The organism is Gluconobacter japonicus, from assembly GCF_015244665.1.
In the GTDB taxonomy this organism is placed as follows: domain Bacteria; phylum Pseudomonadota; class Alphaproteobacteria; order Acetobacterales; family Acetobacteraceae; genus Gluconobacter; species Gluconobacter japonicus.
Window position 1 is genome coordinate 555,076 of record NZ_JABCQN010000003.1, and the last position, 20,622, is coordinate 575,697.

Sequence of the window (20,622 nt, forward strand, 5' to 3'; positions counted from 1 at the left end):
GTCAGGTCCTGTTCACGCGGACATAGGCCGCCAGTTCGTCTCCCGCCGCGATGGCGAGAACAAGAAGGCCGGTGATGGCCAGAACAGCCGACGAACTGATCTGGGTGGTCTGTAGAACGATGCCTGTATCAAGAATCAACGCCATCAGGAGAGCAGCCGGAATCAGCGCGAGGCATGATCCGCGAGCCAACAGCGCAACGACGATACCCAGATAGCCATAGTTGTTGGCAAGGCCTCCCTGAAGCCGGTGCACAGTTCCTGCGACCTCAAAGACACCCGCCAGCCCCGCCAAGGCACCCGACAGAAGCAAAACAGCCAGAATGCGGGGAGCAACACCAATTCCAGCGTAATGCGCAGCCTGTGGGTTCGAGCCACAGACCGCCGTTTCGTATCCGAAGCGGCTCTTGGCCAGACCAATCCCCAGACCGATGACAGTTGCAAGCGCCAGAATAAAGCCGAGATGAACGGCACCCCAGAGTTCCGGGAAAGCCGTATGCAGACGCTCGGTAGAGGCCAGAGCTCCGGTGACGCGATCGGCCCATGGGCCCGTTGCAAGATAATAGACCAGCAAAGAAGCTACGAAATTGAGCAGAAGCGACGTGACGATTTCACTCACACCCAACCATGCCCGAGCAGCCGCTGGCACAAAGATCCAGGCTGCACCGGCGAGCATGCCAGCAACAATCATGGCGGGCAGCGCAACAAGTGCAGGCCAGTGTGTGAACAGCCCGATCGCCGTCGCGGCAGTCGCGCCAGCATAGACTTGCCCTTCAGCGCCGATATTCCACAAATTGACACGAATACCGACCCAGACTGCCGCGCCTGTCAGCATCAGCGGGGTCATGAACAGGGCCAGATCTTCAATTCCGAACCGGGAGCCAACCGTAGAGCGCACAATCAGCCCAGCGAGTTCAACGGGAGAGCGTCCCATGGTAGTTAGAGTTATGGCGACAATGCTGAGAGCTGCAAGGATGGATAATCCCCGCCCTACAGCGATGCGATACGAGGGAACAACCGTCAGACGGGTCCGATGCGATACAGCGCTCATGCTGCCTCCGACAGGCTACGACCACTCATGAGAGCCCCAATACTGTCTCTATCTGCATCCGCACGCGCCATGATCCCCATGAGACGCCCTGCATACAGGACGGCAATTCGATCGCTGAGAGCAAAAATTTCGTTCAGATCTTCTGACATGAGAACTACGGCCACACCTGCGTCCCGGGCGCAGGCGAGCATGTCGCGCATCGCGGAAATGGCGCCGATATCCAAGCCACGGCTTGGATAACTCGCGACCAGAACATGGCTTGCGATCCGTATTTCTCGCTCCAGAACCAGTCTCTGCTGATTGCCACCAGACAGTCCACGGATCTGCACCTGTGTTCCCGGGAGTTTGACACCTGCTTTGTCGGCAAGCATCTGAGCGAATTTGCAAGCCTGCGGCAGGGAAAATCTGAATTTTCCGCCAATAGGAGGGCGGTCATATTCCCGTAATGCCATATTCTCCGCAACGCTCAGACCCGGCATTAAAGCGCGTTTGAGGCGGTCTTCCGGGACGTGCCCAACGCCTGCATGGGCAAACATAGCCGGGTCCGCACGGTTTACAGCCTTGCCGTTCAGAAAAATGGTTCCACTTTCAGGGTCTTTCAGACCGGTCAGAACTTCTGCCAGTTCAGGCTGGCCGTTTCCTGTCACCCCTGCAATTCCGAGGATCTCGCCGGGGCGCAGGGAAAGACTGACATTATCAAGCCGCACGACCCCCGCATTATCGCGCACAGTGACCTGCTGGAGAGAAAGTGGGTCTGCCTCCCCATCTACCGGAGCGAGAGCTTGGCGGGGATAGGACGTCGCAAGAGCGACGGGACGACCGATCATTTCCGTCACAAGGCTGTCGGGCGTCACATCAGCCACCTGATGGGTGCCGACCAGGCGCCCCTGCCGCAGAACGGAGACACGATCTGCCAGAGCCATGATCTCGTCCAGCTTATGGCTGATGATGATAACCGCTCCACCTTCAGACCGAAATCGCCGTAGAGCCGAAAACAGCTCCCCGACTTCGACTGGGCTAAGAACTGCCGTGGGCTCATCCAGAATGAGCAGCCGCGCGCCGCGAGAAAGCACACGCAAAATTTCGACCCGCTGCTGCTCACCAGCCGACAATAAGGAAACAATCGCCGAAGGCCGCACTGGCAATCCAAATTTGGTAGAAAGCGCTTTTGCCCGTGCTTCGATATCTTTTGCCGAGAGGCGCTTGGGCATCTCGGACCAGCCAAGATGCAGGTTTTCCGCAACCGTAAAGCGCGGCACCAGCCGGAAATGCTGGTGCACCATGCCAATTCCAGCCGAAATGGCGGCATCCGGAGCCGGGAATGTAGTGCCATATCCATCAATAATGATTTCACCGGCATCTGGCTGATACAGACCCGTGACCACGTTCATCAGAGTGGATTTCCCTGCCCCGTTCTCACCCAGAAGCGCGTGAATTTCACCAGGGAAGACGTTTAGGGAAACATGCTCATTGGCGATGACACCGGGAAAGTACTTCGCGATGTTCACCAGTTCCAGAATGGGCGGCGTTCCGGCGGGAAGATGGCGCGGCGGTGCATTGGGCGTATGTGTGACGTCAGCCAAGGCCGGATACTCCCTGTACCTGCCAGGTCCATCCATACATCTCCGCGTCTGTCATGACATGACCCGGCGGAACGCGGAGTTTACCGTCTGAATCATAGATTGGTCCCTGGAAGGGTGACCATCCAGCCAGCATCCGGTCTCGGGCTGCGTCAGCTTCCTTCTGGACCGCCTCGGGCACGTTCTGGCCCCAGCGGTCTCGGTCGACACCCTTCCCCAGCGTCAGGAAACGACCTTCCGGGGCCCATTCCCCCCGGATCCGTGCGCCGACCTGTTGAATATAGAAATCAGCGAAATCCAGCGTGACAGAACTGACATAGGCGTTTGGCCCAAACTCTCGCATGTCGGTGTTCCACATAGCTGCCCAAACACCGCGCTTTTCCGCCACACGCAGATAGCCCGGATCATCCATGATGCCACACAGGAAATCACACCCACTGTCCACGAGAGCCGCTCCAGCCTCGGTTGCGGCTTGCGGGTCGAACCAGGAGTTGATGGAAATGACGCGCATCGTCGCATTCGGATTGACCGATCTGGCGCCCAGAAGAACAGCATTGGCGCTCGCATAGACGGATGGCACTGGAAAGGACGCCACATATCCCAGCTTCCCGCTTTTGCTGAGACGGGCTGCTGCAATGCCGATCACGTAGCTCGCATACCAGTGCGTGATGTAATACCAGCCGAGATTGTTACTGACGGTATGACCGTCACATTCCATAAACGCCACATTCGGTGCCCGGTCTGCAACATCCTTGATGAAATCCCCATAATTGGACGTGGAGATGACCATCTGAGCGCCTTCTGCGACGAACTGGCGAAAGATGCGTGTTGCGTCCGCGGAATACGGCACGCTCTCAACAAACAGCGTTTTCACTGCCGGATAGGCGCGCTTCATGGCTTCAACGCCCTGATTATGCGCATAACTCCAGCCACCATCCGTGATGGGACTGGTGTGCCCGAAGCCGACCAGAAGATCTTCTTCTCGAATAGGTGCGAAACGGCGTTCGGCAGCCTTGAGCGCGGAAGGCAGCAATAGCGAACTTCCGAGAGCGGCCAATGCTCTGCGCCGGGGAAGACGTGTCAGGTCTTTCAATGACATTCCGGCACTCCTGGCATCGTCATGAATCCGGGTAGCGCCTTGAACTGCCGGATGAAATTTCGGATCGCCGGATAGAGATCCAGCGGCACTTCCAGATCCTGACTTAAAGCGACGATCGGGAACAGCAGAATATCGGCAACACCCGGATGCCTTCCTGAGACCCAGGGGCGGTCACACAGACGGTCGTCTGACAGGCGATCTTCAATTTCAGTCATCAGACGAAACGCTGAGGGAGGAACACCGTCTGTGGGTAACGCAGCCAGCAGCGCGGCCCGGCGAAGATGCGAAAAACGTTCCAGCGCACTTTCTGCCCACGCGTCCCGCCGTTCTTCACCAATACCAAGATGCCAGTCTCGGGAGACTTCGGGCAGACTGGTCATTCTTTGCAGGATATCGGCGGAGCCACGAAGACAACCCCCGTCAATTTCAAGCACGGGTCCGGTTTCCAGGGCAGCAGCGTCTGTGATGGTTGAAAGATGCACGCCCATCAACGACGCGCCCAGCCGGACGGCATAGCACCGGTCGTCGAGTGCCCAGTCTCGCAGCCTCATGCCGGAACCTTTTCGTTGAGTGCTTCGAGACGATCTCTGGTCGTTTTGGATCTGGCGGCAATATCCAGCCTGTTGGCCAGCGTTGCAGATGCCATGTGCAGCATTGTCAGACCGGTTTCGGGTTCATGAGCGGCTACGAGACAGTCTTCCTGCCACTCCCACCCCTTCTCCGGAAGCGCCAGAGCGGCACGCACTGAAGCCAAAGGTGCCTGGACGAGAATACTGCGCGCGCCGAACGCATCCATATCCGGCAGTTCGTCCAGACTTTCGTCCTCATTCAGCGACACCCAGATCACTCCGGCCCGCTCTTCCGCCCGATAGGCATGAGCATGGATTGTTCCCGGTACGCGTAATTCAGGATGCGCTGGAATATGACGACAGGCAGCGTCCGCACCAAACTGCCAGCCGTGATACAGACAAGCCAGATTGCCATTCCGCACAAAGCCGAAGCTCAGTCGCATACCTCGATGGGGGCAGTGGTCCTCCCAGGCATGAACCTGCCCATCTGCGCCGCGCCACAGCGCGATTTCTTTCCCGTGTAAACGAGCCGGTGCTGCGGTTTCAGATGGGACATCCATCCCAAGAGCAAGGGGAAACCAGTCTGTCACGCGATGTCTTCCACATCAGTCACGATACAGCCTGCAGGACCCAGAAGGCAGGACATTTCAAACATGCCAAGCAGGGCTTCCTCCCCGATGATCCGGGCTTCGAAACAGGACTGTGATACGGACATTTCTGTAATCTCCACGGCCAGAAGCCTTGCCCGGGCCTTTGCGAAGGCCTGCAACGCCTCAGGATCAAAATGCCCTGTGAGACGAATCTCCCGGACCATATAATCATGCCCTCCTTATCTCATTTCACAATAAGAATTTTCCGGCTTATTAATATTCCTTATTCCACCCACACCAAGTGTCATGATTAACTCAGGGTCAACCGTCACCAGCAGCAGGTCCATGCCCCATGAGTACCGTTGATTCGGAAACGTTATCACAATGGTATCCGCTCGCCATGCTGGAAGATCTGACGGAACAGCATTTCCAGACAATGCTGCTGGACAAGCTCATCGACGTTTCACGAGACGATAAAGGCGCTCTGCAGGTTCTCTGTGGGAACCGCTCCCTGCCCGCCCGTGAACGCTACGGTTATCTCTGGACATCTCTGGGTGAGCCAGTGCGCGATATTCCGTCTATCCCAGAAGCGGATGAGTCAGATCGGCGTCTGGTCTGTTGCGGGTCTATTGCCGTTCATTCGTCTGGTCTACGGGTTGTTGAGAACTTTCTCGACATGGCGCATTTTCCGTTTGTTCACACCAATATTCTCGGGGCAGAGCCGGAAACCGAGGTTCGCCGCTATCAGATCGAAACGCGTGAAGGGGGCGAAGAAATCTGGGCAACGGATTGTACGTTCTTTCAGCCACAGGCCGCCCTTTCGGCCTCCGGGGGTATTCTCACCGATTATACCTACCGAGTTGCGGCGCCCTTCTCGACACTTCTCTATAAAACTTGCCCTGCTTCTCCTGACCGGCAGGACGTGATTGCTCTCTTCGTCCAGCCCATGACGCCCACACGCTCACGGGCCCATCCCGTCATGTTTCTGATCGATGAAACCTCATTTCTTGAAGGGCTGGTGGAATTCCAGCAGTTCATCTTCCTGCAGGACAGGATCATTCTCGAAAACCAGCGCCCTCGCCTGATGCCTCTGGATGGTAAGTACGAGATCCCCACCATGGCGGACCGATCCTCGGTGGCCTATCGCCGCTGGCTGAAGGGTAAAGGCGTCACCTATGGTGTGCTCGCGTGACCGCAGTCGTCATCATAGGGCGGGTTCTGACATCGGAGACGCCCCAGAGCGCTCGCCTCGAAAACGTGGCTCTTCTGGTCGATACAGAGGGCACCATTCATGAACGCGCCACTCTAGATACAGCACGCTATGACGCTCTCTCTACACGAAAGGACGCAGTCTGGCTGCCGGATGAAACACTTCTGATCCCCGGTCTGACAGACCTGCATATCCACGCACCACAATGGCGGCAGGCTGGCATGGCGCTGGATCGACCGCTTGAAGACTGGCTGGGCATCTACACTTTCCCGTTGGAAGCCCGCTACGCTGATCCTGCGTTTGCGAAAGAGATATATGACGATCTTGTTCGCACCCTGCTGGAAAACGGCACCACAACGGCGCTTTATTTCGCGACGATCCATGAAGAGGCCAGTCTTGTTCTGGCCCGGACCTGCCTTCGCTATGGGCAACGCGGCTTTGTCGGGCTCGTGGCAATGGATCACCCAGACCTTTGCCCGCCGGATTATCGACAGGCCAGCGCTCGGGAGGCTCTGGATGCAACGCGTCGGTTCATTGGGGCTGTTCGCGCTCTTCCGGGTAATGAGTGCGGCCTCGTTCAGCCTGTCATTACCCCACGGTTCATTCCCGCCTGTTCCGATGCACTTCTGGAAGGACTTGGCATACTGGCCGCCGAACTGAACGTCCGAGTTCAGACCCATGCGTCGGAAAGTGACTGGGAACACCAGCACGTTCTGGATCGCACAGGCCAGACGGACACCCACGCGCTGGACCGCTTTGGTCTGCTGCGCGATTATACGGTTCTGGCCCACGCTGGATTTCTAGATCAGGCTGACCGGACGCTCGTTAGAGCCCGCAAGGCCGCGCTGGCCCACTGCCCCACTTCCAATGCGTTTTTTGCCGGCGCTGCACTTCCTGTTCGGGATGTTCTGGACGAGCATGTTCATTGCGGGCTGGGCACGGATATTTCCGGCGGCTATTCGCCCTCGATTTTTGAAAATGCCCGACAAGCGGTGCTGACCTCCCGTCTGCTGGAAAGCGGCACAAATCCTCACCTTCCCGCCTCAGAGCGTGGGTTGCCCAACAGCCGGATCGACTTTCAGGAAGCCTTCTGGCTTGCCACGCGCGGAGGGGCTGAGGCCTTGGGGGTTTCTGCCGGGCAACTCATGCCAGGGCAGATGTTCGACGCCGTCGAAATTCTGGGAACGTCCGGCGCTCTGCGACTGCATCCAAAAGACGATGCCGCTACCTGCGCGCAGAAAATCGTTTGCCACGCATCGTCACAGACCATTGGCCGTGTCTGGGTCAATGGCCGTCAAATCAAGGAAAAGGCGTCTCCCCATGCTGACAGACACTGATGATCTCCGCTTCCTCCGTATGTCCTTTGATATTGCGCGTAAATCGCGTGAAGGTGGCGACCATCCGTTCGGCGCCCTTCTTGTGGACGCGGACGGGACAGTTCTGATGGAAAAGGGCAATGGCTACAGCGCGGAAGGCTGCGACATGACGGCCCATGCCGAACGTCTGCTCGCCAGTCGTGCGAGCCGCGCATATGGCTCTGAACGCCTGCGAAGCTGCACGCTCTATAGCTCCGCCGAGCCTTGCGCGATGTGTTCTGGCGCCATTTACTGGGCTGGCATTGGACGCGTCGTGTACGGCCAGTCCGAAAAAAACCTGAAGGATATGACGGGCAATCACGCGGAAAATCCGACGCTGGACCTCCCCTGTCGAACTGTCTTCGAGGCGGGACAGCAGACAGTCGAAGTTGTCGGCCCTCTTCTTGAAGAGGAAGCTGCCGCCCTTCAGGCAGAATTTTGGGACGCCCATCCGGCGTGACATTCCCGCAACCCTGATGCTAGGCTGACCGTTCCTCGCCCGTTCAAGACCAGCTTGATGACGATCCGGAGTTCGCACCTTCGGAACAGGGCCTTCTGCGAAAGCCATGATCCGTCATGACTTGCTGATGGTATCGGGAAAGGACGCCGTAATGACGGTCAGCCTCCTTATTACAAACGCCTATCTGTACATTGATCGAAACTGGGAAATCCCGAACGGATGGATTGCCCTGAAGGACGGTCGTGTTCATTCCGTGGGAGATTCTGGCGAAACGCCACCACAGGCTGAAAAAATGCTCTCAGCCAATGGAAAGCTAGTGACGCCGGGTCTCATCAATGCCCATCACCACATGTACCAGAACCTGACCCGCGCCTATGCACCCGTCACGAACGGAACGCTGTTCGAATGGTTGCAGGGGCTATATCCGCTCTGGGCCGGGCTGGATGAAGAATCCGTTTATCTTTCAACTGCCGTGGCCATGATTGAGCTTATTATGGGTGGTTGCACAACGTCGATGGATCATATGTACGTCCATCCCAAGCCGTTCCTGATTGATGCGCAGTTCCGTGCGGCAAAAGACATTGGGTTCCGCTTCCACGCTACGCGCGGTTCCATGACGCGTTCCATTGAGGATGGCGGCCTACCACCTGCGTCGGTCGTGCAGGACGAAGACACCATTCTCGCGGACAGTGAGCGTCTGGTTCATGCGTATCATGATGCTTCACCCGGAGCGATGGGCCGGGTTGCTCTTGCGCCCTGCTCGCTCTTCAGTGTTTCCGAACGAATCATGACAGAATCTGCATCCATGGCAGACCGGTATGATCTGCGCCTCCATACGCATCTGGCGGAAGATCACGACGAAGATCGCTACTGTGCGGATGTTTATGGGTGCACCCCAACGGAATACTTCGAGCGTGTGGGTTGGGCCAGCCCGCGCTCCTGGGTTGCCCATTACATCTACCCTTCAACGGATGAGATCGATCGCCTCGCCCATGCGGGTGTCTGTACGGCGCAATGTCCGTGCTCGAACATGATGATCGGTGGTGGCTCTGCTGATGCCATGGACATGCGCCGCAGGGGGATGAGGGTTGGGCTTGGATGTGACGGATCAGCCTCCACCGATCATGCATCGCTCTGGCTGGAAACCCGCATGGCGCTTCTGCTGGGACGGTTCCGCAATGGCCCCCATTCCATGACGGCTCGGGATGCTTTGGATATGGCAACACGGGGTGGAGCGGCCTGTCTGGGCTGGGACGATGAAATCGGACATTTGAGACCCGGTGCCTGTGCTGATCTGGTTATCTGGCAGATGTCGGAGATCTCCCTTGCTGGCGCGTTGACAGACCCGGTGGAAGCATGGCTCCGCTGCGCCCCAGCAACAGCGGGCACAACCATCGTGAATGGCCGTATCCTGATGGAGAATGGACAACCCGTTCTGAAAAACCTGGGAGACATTCTTGGAGCGCATCGTAAAGAGGCCATGCGCATTCAGCGTCTAAACGTCTCGATATGATCAGAAGCGGGGCGACGACATACGTCGCCCCGTTGCAAAGCAATGTTCCATTACTGAAAGAGATGTGAAAGACTTTTCATCTCTGCGGAACTTGTAAGGCTTTCGTATTCCTTCCAGAATAATCGCACTATGTAAGGAGTTACACCGTGCGTACCAAGATTTTGACCTGCTCCCTCCTTGCGGCAGGCCTACTCGCTGCGACCAGCCTGATGGCTCATGCAGAAGCCCCTTCTTCAGAAACCTTGAAGGCGCCTGAAGGCGTATCTCACTTTCTGACAACGCCCCAGAAGGTCGTTTCAGATGGGACTGCGACCATTCGTGGGCAGCACATCGCGTATCAGGCTGTGACCGGAACGCTGATCGTTCATGCTCAGGGTTGGGATGATTCCGATACGGGCAGCAAGGATGAAAAGGCCAACAAGAAGAACCCGGATGCTGTGGCGTCAGTCTTCTATGTGGCTTACTTCAAGAAAGGCACCCATCCGGAAAACCGTCCGATCACCTTTGTCTATAACGGTGGCCCAGGGTCATCGAGTGTCTGGATGCACATGGGGGCCTTTGGTCCGCATCGTATTGTCACCGCAGACGATACCCATACACCGGCTGCGCCCTATCATCTGATTGACAACAACGACAGCCCGCTGGATGCAACCGATCTGGTCTTCATTGATGCACCAGGCACAGGGTTCGGGCGCCTCGTTGGCAAGGATAAGGAAAAGGCATTCTACGGTACGGACCCGGATGCAGCAGCCTTTACAGACTTCATCGCACAGTTTCTGACACGCTTTAACCGTTTCAACTCTCCCAAGTATCTTTTTGGTGAGAGCTACGGCACGACCCGATCTGCAATCATTGCCAATCAGCTGGCGTCTGAAAAAGGCATTGATCTGAACGGCGTCATGTTGCTGTCCCAGATCCTGGACTATGACAACTCGATCGACAGCGTAAAGTCGAACCCGAGCGTCGATCAGCCCTATGTTCTGGCTCTCCCCAGCTTTGCCGCAACTGCGTGGTATCATCACAAGCTGCCGACCCAGCCAAAAAACCTGAAGCCTTTCCTGTCCGAAGTCGAGCACTTTGCCCTGACGGATTACACGTCTGCCCTCCAGGACGGCACATCCATTTCAGACGAAAAACTGGAGCAGACGGCCCAGAAACTTCATCAGTACACAGGCCTTCCGGTCGAGTACCTGAAAAAGGCAGACCTGCGCGTAAGTGGCGGTGAATTTGCCAAGACCCTTCTTGGGGATGACGGCATGGATACAGGCCGTCTGGACAGCCGGTTCTCTGGACCGGCCATTGACCCGCTCGGACAGACGCCAGATTACGATCCTCAGTTTGCGGCCATGCAGTCGGCTTACGTTTCGGCCTTCAATGATTATGTCCGGAACACCCTGCACTACGGCACCAATCCTGCGTTCGATGACGGGTACCAGGAATATAAGGTTAGCGCTCATTCCATCGGGAAATGGGCCTTCGTGCACAAACAACCAGAGTCAGGCCGTCCAGCCAAAGGCGCACCGAACGTCCTGCCGGATCTGGCGAGCGCCATGAAGCAAAACCCAAGCCTTAAGATCATGTTGAATCAAGGTTACTATGATCTGGGAACACCATTTTTTGAAGGAATCTATGAGATGCAGCATCTTCCGATACCCCGAAAACTGGCCTCCAATATCGAAATTCACCAGTATGAATCCGGTCACATGGTCTATGCCCATGCCCCAGCTCTTGCAGAACTTCATGATAATGTCGTCAACTTCATCAACAAGACGCACGACTGAGGTTTGAAAATGATCGGGCAGTTTTCCTGAACTGTCCGACACTCCAATTAAATTAAAAACCGAAAAGACAGAAAATATATTTCAAACAAAATTAATCGGTGTTTTATGTTTTCTTTGGGGCGCATAATTTTTTATTGTCGCTATTGAGTGTTTTGAATCTTATAATCTTAACCAAGACTCAAGCGTATCCAAAATTCGGGCACCGTATAACTTCAGGTTATGGAAAACCGCTTATTTGAGAATTTCTTTTTATGCCCAATTACAGAATTATTATTGCAATATCAAAACAAGATGGATATTTCTGATCTGCATTAACTCCGAATTGACGGCATCACTGCAGAGTTTTTGCCTCAAAAGTAGAACATGCTCTCGCCCAGTCCTGCATGTCATCCCGGAAAAATACGCGCTGTATGCATCTGAGTTTTCTGATCCTAGACCAGCCTAAAATCACTCTCCCTTTCCTCCTTTTGACTGGGATTTTCCTCAATGCGTTTTCTTTCCCGTCGTCATGCCCTGACCAGCGCAGCCTCCCTGTTAGGCCTCTCCAGCCTTCCCGGTTGCACGGACAGAAGTCTGCGCAATCTGGATCTGGATGCGGATGTTCGCTCTCTTCCGGTCATCAGGGCGCGAACGGACCGGATTGATCGCATCACAGTCTGCCTACGCCCGTTTCGGGCTGCCGGACCCCGTCTGGATGTTGAACAGATAGGTCACAAAACCGTAGTTCATAACTATGGGCATGGAGGAAGTGGCTGGTCGCTTTCCTGGGGCAGCGCAAAACTGGCGGTAGAGCGAGTTCTACCCGTCAATTCCCAAAAAATTGGTGTCCTCGGATGTGGTGCTATCGGCCTTACGACCGCCATTGTAGCGCAGCAGGCCGGAGCACAGGTGACCATCTACGCTGAATCTCTTCCACCGTTTGTTCGATCCGCCCGCGCTTCGGGAAGCTGGACACCTTCTTCGCGTATTGCCCAAAAAGATACGGTGACACCCGAATTTGTAAACCGATGGGAAGCCATGGCCCGGTATTCGTTCTCCTGTTACCAAAATCTGCAAGGACTTCCAGGAAACCCCATAGAATGGGATACATTCTATGGGATGAAATCCAGAGAACCGGCTCCTTTGCATGCGGATCCTATCGGTTTTGCCAAGCTTGACGACCGCATTCAGGATATTGAGCCTCAGGGAAATCTGATACAGGTGGATGATACACGACTTCCCTACTCAGAAGTTCACAAGAAACCCAATCTGATTTTCAATGTCACAAGCTATTCGGACTACCTCCTACGTCAGTTTCTGGAGCGTGGGGGCAAGATCAAGACTATGACCTTGCATCATCCTTCTGAACTGACAGCCCTGCCTGAACCAGTTTTCATCAACTGCACGGGATATGGAGCGCGCGCGCTTTGGAACGATAGCAGCATCATTCCTGTTCGTGGCCAGATTGCCTGGTTGATCCCGCAACCCGAAGCTTTGTGCAGCATGAGCTTCGGAAACGTCTATGTCGTGTCCCGACGCGATGGCATCGTCGTGCAATGGATGGGCGATGACATGGGTTTTGGGTACAATGGCACGGATGAAACACCCGATCTGGCCGAAGCCCATCGCAGTGTTTCGGTCATCAATGGTTTATATAGAAGTATGGGCTACACAGTGTAGGCTCAGGCTGCATTGATTTAATTGTGAAATTTTGATTCGGGTTCTGCAAAGAGATTGAAAATAAATGACCTGTATTGACTGACGGATGACCAGATGGACCGTCTTCCGGAGAGACATGACAAATCGCGCGTTGATGACCACCGCGTGCTGAGCGACATCATTTTTATGAGTCGTAAACGGCCTGCGCTGCCGTGATGCTTGCCCAGGAATACGGTCCGCACAGAAGCTCTACACCAGCTGGAAGCGTTAGGGCGGCATGGGTATTTCATAGGGATGATAGATGGCCTGTCTGCTGCGAAGACCGAGCTTCGGACTATCATGATTGATGCGACCTTTCCCAAAGCACACTGCACGGCTTCAGGCCTGCGGTTAAAAAAGGGATCCAGGTCGTCTGATCGGTCACACCAAAGGTGGTATGCAATAGCGGTCACCGATCAGAATGGACAACTACTGAGATTTTTCATGACTGCAGGATAGGCCAGTGATTACATGGAAACTTCTGCCCTGCTGGACAGACTTACCATGGCACAGTGAATGCTGACGGACCGGGTTATAATGCTGACTATTTCAGGGGGCCCCAAGGAGAAAAAAGGAAGCAGGCCTTGCATCCCGGGACGGAAATCCCGCAGACAGCCGATCAAATATGACAAGAGAAAATACAAACAGTGCAACCGCATCGAAATCATATTCGGTCGACACACGCTGGGACAGATATCCGACAGTCTTCTTCTCCGTTATCTACCCCACTGCAAACGTCATCTTCTGGTTATGAATACTAAGCCTAAGAGACTGGAAATATTAGGAAACTGCTACCATTGGGTACCATACGGCGCCCAGAATATCGCTCAATAGAATGGTCATTATTTTGAGCGGTTTTAACGAATTTCGATCACAATAATGACTTGACATGATTGCTCACGAGCATCTCATATCGCTGGAGCATTAATTCATCTGAGCCACATCACTCCCAACAGAACACCTCCCCTGGAAACCACTCACCTCGCAAGAACAAACGTCCGGGATTGCCCCGTGCGCGTATGCTTTCTCTCCAACGCCATCAGACAGGATCTCAGTCAATCCATGAACATCATCGTAACCGATAGCCCTGAGCAGGCTTTCAGCAAGGCTGCCGACATGATTGCCTGCGAAGTTCTTTATAATCCTCATCCTGTTCTGGGATTAGCAACAGGCCGCACGATGGAAAGCATCTATCGACTTCTGGTCAAACAGTATGAAGCCTCTGCTCTGGATTTTGCCGCAACAACATCTTTCAATCTGGACGAGTATGTTGGCCTTTCTGCTACAGACCCCAATTCATACCGCTACTACATGCAGGAGCATCTTTTTAAGCATGTGAACATGCCACCCTCACAAATTCATGTCCCGAACGGAATTGCCGAAGACTTGAGTGTAGAGTGTGCTTGTTATGAAGCGTCTATAGAAAATGCTGGAGGAATTGGACTTCAGCTTCTGGGAATTGGGGAAACTGGGCATATCGGCTTTAATGAGCCTCCATCAGCCTTTAATAGTCGTACACGTGTCGTACACCTTGATGAGATCACACGTCGTCAAAATTCTGGTATGTTTGGCAATGATCCGACACGCGTTCCCGAGCACGCGTTAACCATGGGGGTCGGAACAATTCTGGAGGCGCGTAAACTTTTACTAGTGGCTGTTGGAAAAGGAAAAGCCGCTATCGTTGATGATGCTCTGAATGGACCGCTCAACGAAAATGTCAGCGCCACAGCTATTCGTTTACATCAAGATTGTACCGTCATCTTGGATAACGCAGCGGCTTCAATTTGGAAGAATAATAGCTCTAACGGGTTCAATGCTATACTTTAAAAGTATGCCAATTAAAAAAATAAATTATAAATAATATAATTTTTATTAGTTTTTACAATTTTAATATTTCCTCTCCGACTATTAAACATGAATATATCATTCTTATAATAATAGTGCTGGAGAGGTAAAAAATCAGCAGGAGAATTTTTCTATTAACGTGCCAATTTATAAGGCTGATTTGGCACTTCCATGAAGTTCTAACCAACTTTCGGAAACATCTACAGAAATCGTTGCAGGTTTATAAGCCTCCTTAGGCGCAACCATAATGTTATCGACATAGGTTTGAGGATTACGGTCATAAAGCGGAAACCAGCTTGACTGCACCTGGATCATGATTCGGTGACCTGGCAGGAATGTATGGTTTACCATTGGCAGACGTACTGGATAAATCTGTTTCTCGTTTGCAGGAACGGCCTCAGGATGCTCAAAGCTTTTCCGATATCGCCCGCGTAAAATATTGCCTGACACCATCAGTTGATAGCCACCCATCGCAGGCTGGGAAGCGACCTCATCAGGATAAACGTCAATCAATTTGACGACAAAATCTCCGTCAGTCCCGGTTGTCGCCGCAGTCAGGTGCATAAGCGGCTCTCCTGTAATGGTAAACGGCGCCGTCAATACTGCAGATGTCAGAGATAACACATCAGGACGGGCTGCGGCGTTGCGTTGATCGGCAGTAAGCCACCAACGCCATCCCGAATTTGCATTATCTTTAGGAACAACCGGAAGAGTGACATACGGCACAGGATGATCAGGATCTGAAACATAAGTAAAATGACCGGAAGAACCCGATGCCTTCTTAAAGGCCAATCCGTGATTCTGCTGGAAATACAAAAAGGAGCATTGATCGTCACACTCTGGCGCGGGTAGCGAATCCATGGTTTCCCATTCATCCTCGCCGCTCCGATAAGCTGTTACGCGCGCTGGAAGGGCAATAGCCTCATCCTTTAGATAATGCGCAAGAAACGGCATGAGAACGTGCCTTCGAAAATACAGCCCCGTATCAGAGTGGAGATCTATTGAACCCAACATACTGGCCGCGTGGATCTCACCTCCATGATTCCATGGTCCCATTGCAAGCCACAGGTTTGGTCGCGCCTCAGGGTGTTTGCGCAGTGCATCATAAACGGCGATTGCACCATAATTATCTTCCTGGTCCCACAAACTATGTATCAGCATGGTTGGGACCTTCAGCCCTTCCTGCGGAAGAAGACGATCAAGAGCCTGTAACTGCCACCATGAATCATAAGCGGGATGTGCCAGCAATTGCCGGAAAAAACCGATCTGATCCATTCCTCGGGACTTACCGACTGCTCCCGCAGAAACACCATTCAGGAACAATGTGTAAGAATCAAAAGTACTGCTCCACCATTCAGCCGTATTTTTCCGCGTCGCACCCTGGTCATAAATGTAGGGCAGCATCTCTTCACGAAATGCACCATTATGGAACCAGTCATCTCCCATCCAGCCATCAACCATCGGGTTCATTGGAACCGAAACCTTCAATGCTGGATGAGGATGAAAAAGCGCTGTAATCGCCGTATATCCGTCATAGGACACCCCGAGAATACCAACTTTCCCATTACTCTGGGGGACGTTGTGCACCAGCCATTCTATGGTATCCCAGGTATCGGTGCTTTCATCGACAGCCGTACTGTTCAATGGCCCTCGCATGGGGCGGTTCATGACAAACTCACCCTCAGAGCCGTATTTCCCACGTATATCCTGAAGAACACGAATATACCCGCCGTCAACAATAACATCCGGCATGTTGTCATAACCAGGAAGGATAGATGCCATATGGCTACTTGACCCCAGAGAAGCCATATGTGCCGCATTATACGGCGTACGCGTCATCAACATACCCGCGTTTTTAGCATCTTTGGGAACGAGAATAACCGTATGGAGCCGGACTCCGTCACGCATTGGAATCATCACATCCCGGCGGACATAATCAAAAGTTGAATTGATCTCATGAAAATCGGTTGGCATATCAGTATAGACCGAACCGGCCCCAGGTCGCGCAAATGCAGTTTGCGTCAACATTAATGCACAAGCCGATACCATAAGAAGCTTTTTCATAGTCATTCCAGAAAGTGAATGGTCATCAAGTATGGCGTATCTATGCCACAGAGTATTTTTCGGAGCTATCACATGATGTTAAAATTCTGCGGAAACAGTACCAAAATACTGCCGGGGAGATCCCACAAACAGATTGGCATTATTATCACCTGAAACCGATGCTGCTCCGTAGATGCCACCAATATAGTTACTATCAAAAAGATTGGTAATGCCGAAAGTTGTTTTTATGTTCTGAGCAAAGCCAACTTGGCCAAAATTGTAGGCAAGATTAAGATTTGCCATCCAGTAGGACGGAACATATTCATCGTTAAGATATGTCATTGGCCTTGAACCAATGTAATTGACATTAAAGTTGAACATTGCCTTACGCCAAGTATAATTCAAATTAGCTTTATACATGAATTTTGGATAATATACTTGGTGCTTGCCTTTAAGGCTGTAATTTTTTCCACTGTAATTGATAGAGGTTGTCTGGTATTCTGCATCATTCCAGCTCACGCTATTTGTAATTTCAAGCCCACGGAATGGGCGGATCGTTATTGCTCCATCGGCACCGTTCATAGTCTCACGACCGACATTCAAATAAGCATTATGGGCTGTCGCCGTGCTTCCTTCGGTAATGGAAGCAAGCCTGTTATAGTAATCTGTATGGTAAAAATCAGCACTTCCTGAAAAAAATTGGGAATCATACCTGTACCCAACAATATAATTCCATGTCCTCTCAGGCTTGAGAACTTTCTTGTTAGCATCAAAAACAGATTGGGCGGATTGCGACGAATTTCCCAGACCACCCCACGGTCCAGCACTAGACGTTTGGGAATAATAATCGTAGGCGCGGAGATTTTCTGCAATATCCCAATAAATTTCATGATGATTGAGAAAATGATAATCGAAATTGAAATGAGGCAAAAACGCTCCCGAAGCCGTCATTGAGCCGCCTGCGGGATGACGATAATAAGTATTCCACCCAGCCGCCGTGAGTTGGTCCGTGTAATCTGCTTTTGTACCACCATGAGTAGTTTGTGTGAGTGATTTAAACCCCGCCAGAAGCGTCATTCCAGGAATAATTTTCCAACGATCCTGAAGAAAGAATTGGAATGTATTGGTATTATAAGCATCATTATACCATGTACTTCCAGTACCTTTCCTGAAGCCTGCCAGAGGATTATGACCTGTCGTCAAGCCATCTTCATAAAGCATGGAATCATAAATCCAGCGGTTATTTTCATACCAGATGCCACTTTCGATATAGTTATTGTGTGGCGCTTCAATTGAAACTTTCTGCGTGAATCCCAAGCGTCGCATATCAGCATGTGACATCCCTAATGCCATCGGGACACCGGAGACCGAGCCATCGGCCTGCAGTGCAGGAACACCGTAACTGGGAGATGTCACGAAATTGTTGGTTCCGCCATAGAGGCCGCTACCAATATTCCCATATGCGACCGTATCTGAATGAACTTTATCAGACAGATCAAAGTGTCCCGTTACTGCGGACAAATAAGTTCTCTGGACCTGAGATGCATCCCAAGCATAGTCACCTATCTCGTCATTCGAAAGTCTTCCCTCATATCCTGGAGGAACGTCCGATGTGTACTGAGCATAATAAGCCCATTGTTTAGCCTTTTCATAATCAGGCTTCAAATAAGTTGTATTACGGCCCATCTGTCGCCACATATTCTTGGTAAGAGTCAGATAATTCATTTGCTGGAAATTACCATAACCGAAGAACCCAGTGATTTTGCCGTGTTGACCGATAGGTTGGACAATTTTTGCATCAGCCTGCAATTCACTTTGCCCCCCGGCTCCCTTCCACAAATCCGTGTCTGTTCGCGCGAAGGATGCGTAGAATTTGGTTCCGGTCTGGTTCAGGATGCCACTATCAACACGGGCATAGGTTCGATACGCATTATAGCTACCGAAAGTCTGACTGATTTTACCCCCTGCCTTATCCTTGGGATCAGAGGACGTATATGTCATTGCGCCGCCAAGATTCTGAGCAGAGAATGAGTCCAGCGCCCCAGCCCCTTGAGACATCGTCATCCCGGCAACATCATCCTGAATCATTGCCTGCGTGATAGATACACCATTGTTATTGGCAAATCCCTGCGATCCCAGCGGAATGCCGTCTAATGTTGCGCCAATCTGCATTTGGGTAAATCCGCGCACATAAAATGTATTGCCATAAGTATCGAGACCAAAGGCATCAGTAGATGTGAAATTTGCTCCCGGCGTTGTCATGGCCAGAATTTGCATAGGGTTTGTTCCCTCCACAAATCTATCCATAACCTTTCGCGTTACAGCGACTTCAGGGCCATGACTGCGAACACGAGAGACACTGACTGAAATCGATTCAGAATCAGCACTTTCAATCGTACTACGCCTTTGATGCGGAGAAACTTTCGAGCGCGAAATTGGATGGGAGGAAGTATGCTGAATTTTGGCTGACTGGTGTGATTTTGCAGCCGCCTCTGCTCTATGAAAAGAAGCGCTTGCAACAGCGATTCCCAAGATGCTTGTCGTCAAAAGGTAATGGGATTTTCTTCTGGACTTGCCTGATAGTTTCACCGCCGACACCACTTGTACTCCTCGAAATATCACACCTAAATTCACGTTACGGGTTCGATACAATATGCGTCTACGGTGATTTTTTTTGGGAACTGATAGACTAAGGTTAAGAAGAAGCTGCGCAAATGGTGGCTGACTCCGTAATATTTCCAAAATCTCATAACAGAGCTATGAAGGATGTACTCCTCTCTTTTTGGGAGATATCCCTGCCTATCAGCACCTCGGAGAATATGCATCGTGAGATTACGTCAGATCGAAGTTTTCTACGCGATCATGACAACTGGATCGCTGCGAAAAGCAGCAGAAGTGCTGCATGTTTCACAACCTGCAGCCAGCAAGGTTCTCCGATACGCAGAACACTCTCTTGGTTTTGCACTCTTTGAGCGAAAAGGTGGCAGATTGGTGCCAACCCGGGAGGCGCAGATCATGCTCCCGCATGTTAATGCCATTTTCGGAAAACTCTCCGATTTGCGCCGCCTCACTCATAATCTACGCTATGCTCGGGATGGACATTCCATTCGCGTGGGGTGCGTACCCAGCCTGGGATTAAGCCTTATCCCCCGCGTGGTTCGCAGCTATTGCGCCAGCCATCCTGATACGGATGTTACAATCGACACCTTACACGGATCGGAAATTGTATCACGCATTTTCAATCATGACTTGGATCTGGGTGTTGTTTTCGGACATTACTCCCGGGAAGGTCTGACTGCACAGCACATTGGCGATATTCCTCTGGTTCTTATTGATAAAGAAATGAAAAATGGCCCCGTAGCCTTAACGGATATTGACCGTCACCGTTATCTGGGTCTTTCAGAAAAAGATCCAACGGCTGATCTTCTTGATATTGCACTAGACGAAGCTGGCGTGACGATGACCCCAGCCATACGGGTTCGCACACATTTTATGGCAGCAGAGCTGGTCCGCCTCGGCGTTGGCTGCGCGATTGTAGATGCACTGACAGTATTGCATCATCCAGGCCTCCCTCGCCCTTGCGCACTCTCTCCCTCTCTGAATGTTACATGTACGGTTCTATATCGTGCAGATTATGCATTGTCGCACATTTCTCGTGACCTTCTCGTTTTGATGCAAGATGAACTAGATGGTGACTTAAATAAGTTAAACGAAATTATTTAGAATAAATATTCATTATATTATATTTAATTTTGTTAATATTTAGTCCTAATTTTAAAATTATCATAAGTTAATACTTTAGATTTTATCTCAAAATAACCCTGCATAACCCAAGGTTATCGCTTGCAGATA

16 protein-coding genes and 1 pseudogene are annotated in these 20,622 nt (G+C 52.1%); 9 read left to right on the forward strand and 8 right to left on the reverse strand.

The window, feature by feature from the left end; genetic code table 11:
* Position 1: 1 nt before the first annotated feature.
* The 6 genes from HKD32_RS08985 to HKD32_RS09010 are packed head-to-tail and all read right to left on the reverse strand — an operon-like array spanning position 2 to position 5,110.
* Complete coding sequence (locus HKD32_RS08985; RefSeq protein WP_061930078.1) at positions 2–1,048, reverse strand: ABC transporter permease; 1,047 nt, start codon at positions 1,046–1,048, stop codon at positions 2–4.
* On the reverse strand, positions 1,045–2,631 hold the full coding sequence (locus HKD32_RS08990; RefSeq protein ID WP_061930075.1) for an ABC transporter ATP-binding protein: 1,587 nt from the start codon (positions 2,629–2,631) through the stop codon (positions 1,045–1,047). The genes HKD32_RS08985 and HKD32_RS08990 overlap by 4 nt, the downstream gene beginning before the upstream one ends.
* Positions 2,624–3,727 carry a BMP family ABC transporter substrate-binding protein gene (locus tag HKD32_RS08995; RefSeq protein ID WP_061930071.1) on the reverse strand — a complete coding sequence of 368 codons (1,104 nt, stop codon included), beginning with the start codon at positions 3,725–3,727 and terminating at the stop codon, positions 2,624–2,626. Before HKD32_RS08995 ends, HKD32_RS08990 begins: the two co-directional genes overlap by 8 nt.
* A complete protein-coding gene (locus HKD32_RS09000; RefSeq protein ID WP_194257872.1) occupies positions 3,718–4,278 on the reverse strand; it encodes a glutathione S-transferase family protein in 561 nt (186 codons plus the stop codon). Before HKD32_RS09000 ends, HKD32_RS08995 begins: the two co-directional genes overlap by 10 nt.
* Complete coding sequence (locus tag HKD32_RS09005; RefSeq protein ID WP_061930065.1) at positions 4,275–4,886, reverse strand: Rieske 2Fe-2S domain-containing protein; 612 nt, start codon at positions 4,884–4,886, stop codon at positions 4,275–4,277. Before HKD32_RS09005 ends, HKD32_RS09000 begins: the two co-directional genes overlap by 4 nt.
* Positions 4,883–5,110 carry a hypothetical protein gene (locus HKD32_RS09010; protein WP_061930062.1) on the reverse strand — a complete coding sequence of 76 codons (228 nt, stop codon included), beginning with the start codon at positions 5,108–5,110 and terminating at the stop codon, positions 4,883–4,885. The genes HKD32_RS09005 and HKD32_RS09010 overlap by 4 nt, the downstream gene beginning before the upstream one ends.
* Positions 5,111–5,238: 128 nt before the next feature.
* Between HKD32_RS09010 and HKD32_RS09015 the strand changes: the two genes are divergently transcribed.
* The 8 genes and pseudogenes from HKD32_RS09015 (at position 5,239) to nagB (ending at position 14,709) form a co-directional block, all read left to right on the forward strand.
* Entirely contained in the window at positions 5,239–6,078 is an 840-nt protein-coding gene (locus HKD32_RS09015) for an aromatic ring-hydroxylating oxygenase subunit alpha (RefSeq protein WP_061930058.1), read from the forward strand.
* A complete protein-coding gene (locus tag HKD32_RS09020) occupies positions 6,075–7,433 on the forward strand; it encodes an amidohydrolase family protein (protein ID WP_061930055.1) in 1,359 nt (452 codons plus the stop codon). Before HKD32_RS09015 ends, HKD32_RS09020 begins: the two co-directional genes overlap by 4 nt.
* A complete protein-coding gene (locus HKD32_RS09025) occupies positions 7,417–7,911 on the forward strand; it encodes a nucleoside deaminase (RefSeq protein WP_194257873.1) in 495 nt (164 codons plus the stop codon). The genes HKD32_RS09020 and HKD32_RS09025 overlap by 17 nt, the downstream gene beginning before the upstream one ends.
* A 106-nt stretch (positions 7,912–8,017) precedes the next feature.
* Positions 8,018–9,424, forward strand: coding sequence for an 8-oxoguanine deaminase (locus HKD32_RS09030; protein WP_194257874.1), 1,407 nt, complete (start codon positions 8,018–8,020; stop codon positions 9,422–9,424).
* A 146-nt stretch (positions 9,425–9,570) separates the two neighbouring features.
* Positions 9,571–11,205, forward strand: coding sequence for a S10 family serine carboxypeptidase-like protein (locus HKD32_RS09035; RefSeq protein WP_194257875.1), 1,635 nt, complete (start codon positions 9,571–9,573; stop codon positions 11,203–11,205).
* 486 nt (positions 11,206–11,691) lie between these two features.
* Positions 11,692–12,864 (forward strand): FAD-dependent oxidoreductase, encoded by a 1,173-nt coding sequence (locus HKD32_RS09040; protein WP_194257876.1) that lies wholly within the window; start codon positions 11,692–11,694, stop codon positions 12,862–12,864.
* A gap of 93 nt (positions 12,865–12,957) precedes the next feature.
* Positions 12,958–13,636, forward strand: a pseudogene (locus HKD32_RS09045) (IS5/IS1182 family transposase).
* A 308-nt stretch (positions 13,637–13,944) separates the two neighbouring features.
* A complete protein-coding gene (nagB, locus tag HKD32_RS09050; RefSeq protein ID WP_010504690.1) occupies positions 13,945–14,709 on the forward strand; it encodes a glucosamine-6-phosphate deaminase in 765 nt (254 codons plus the stop codon).
* Positions 14,710–14,874: 165 nt separating this feature from the next.
* On the opposite strand, the gene HKD32_RS09055 is transcribed toward nagB, so the two are convergent.
* Both HKD32_RS09055 and HKD32_RS09060 read right to left on the reverse strand, forming a co-directional pair.
* The gene (locus tag HKD32_RS09055) at positions 14,875–16,797 is read right to left on the reverse strand and encodes a CocE/NonD family hydrolase (protein WP_194257907.1); all 1,923 of its coding nucleotides are present in this window, start codon (positions 16,795–16,797) and stop codon (positions 14,875–14,877) included.
* A gap of 72 nt (positions 16,798–16,869) precedes the next feature.
* A complete protein-coding gene (locus HKD32_RS09060; protein WP_337905510.1) occupies positions 16,870–19,368 on the reverse strand; it encodes a TonB-dependent receptor domain-containing protein in 2,499 nt (832 codons plus the stop codon).
* A 228-nt stretch (positions 19,369–19,596) separates the two neighbouring features.
* Here HKD32_RS09060 and HKD32_RS09065 point away from each other — a divergent pair, with 228 nt between their 5' ends.
* The gene (locus HKD32_RS09065; RefSeq protein WP_061930031.1) at positions 19,597–20,493 is read left to right on the forward strand and encodes a LysR family transcriptional regulator; all 897 of its coding nucleotides are present in this window, start codon (positions 19,597–19,599) and stop codon (positions 20,491–20,493) included.
* Positions 20,494–20,622: the final 129 nt, after the last annotated feature.

Coding starts and splice junctions, on each gene's coding strand:
- HKD32_RS09030 (WP_194257874.1), top strand. CDS start 8,018: ATGATCCGTCATGACTTGCTGATGGTATCGGGAAAGGACGCCGTAATG.
- HKD32_RS09025 (WP_194257873.1), top strand. CDS start 7,417: ATGCTGACAGACACTGATGATCTCCGCTTCCTCCGTATGTCCTTTGAT.
- HKD32_RS09015 (WP_061930058.1), top strand. CDS start 5,239: ATGAGTACCGTTGATTCGGAAACGTTATCACAATGGTATCCGCTCGCC.
- HKD32_RS09055 (WP_194257907.1), bottom strand. CDS start 16,797: ATGACTATGAAAAAGCTTCTTATGGTATCGGCTTGTGCATTAATGTTG.
- nagB (WP_010504690.1), top strand. CDS start 13,945: ATGAACATCATCGTAACCGATAGCCCTGAGCAGGCTTTCAGCAAGGCT.
- HKD32_RS08985 (WP_061930078.1), bottom strand. CDS start 1,048: ATGAGCGCTGTATCGCATCGGACCCGTCTGACGGTTGTTCCCTCGTAT.
- HKD32_RS08995 (WP_061930071.1), bottom strand. CDS start 3,727: ATGTCATTGAAAGACCTGACACGTCTTCCCCGGCGCAGAGCATTGGCC.
- HKD32_RS09000 (WP_194257872.1), bottom strand. CDS start 4,278: ATGAGGCTGCGAGACTGGGCACTCGACGACCGGTGCTATGCCGTCCGG.
- HKD32_RS09010 (WP_061930062.1), bottom strand. CDS start 5,110: ATGGTCCGGGAGATTCGTCTCACAGGGCATTTTGATCCTGAGGCGTTG.
- HKD32_RS09040 (WP_194257876.1), top strand. CDS start 11,692: ATGCGTTTTCTTTCCCGTCGTCATGCCCTGACCAGCGCAGCCTCCCTG.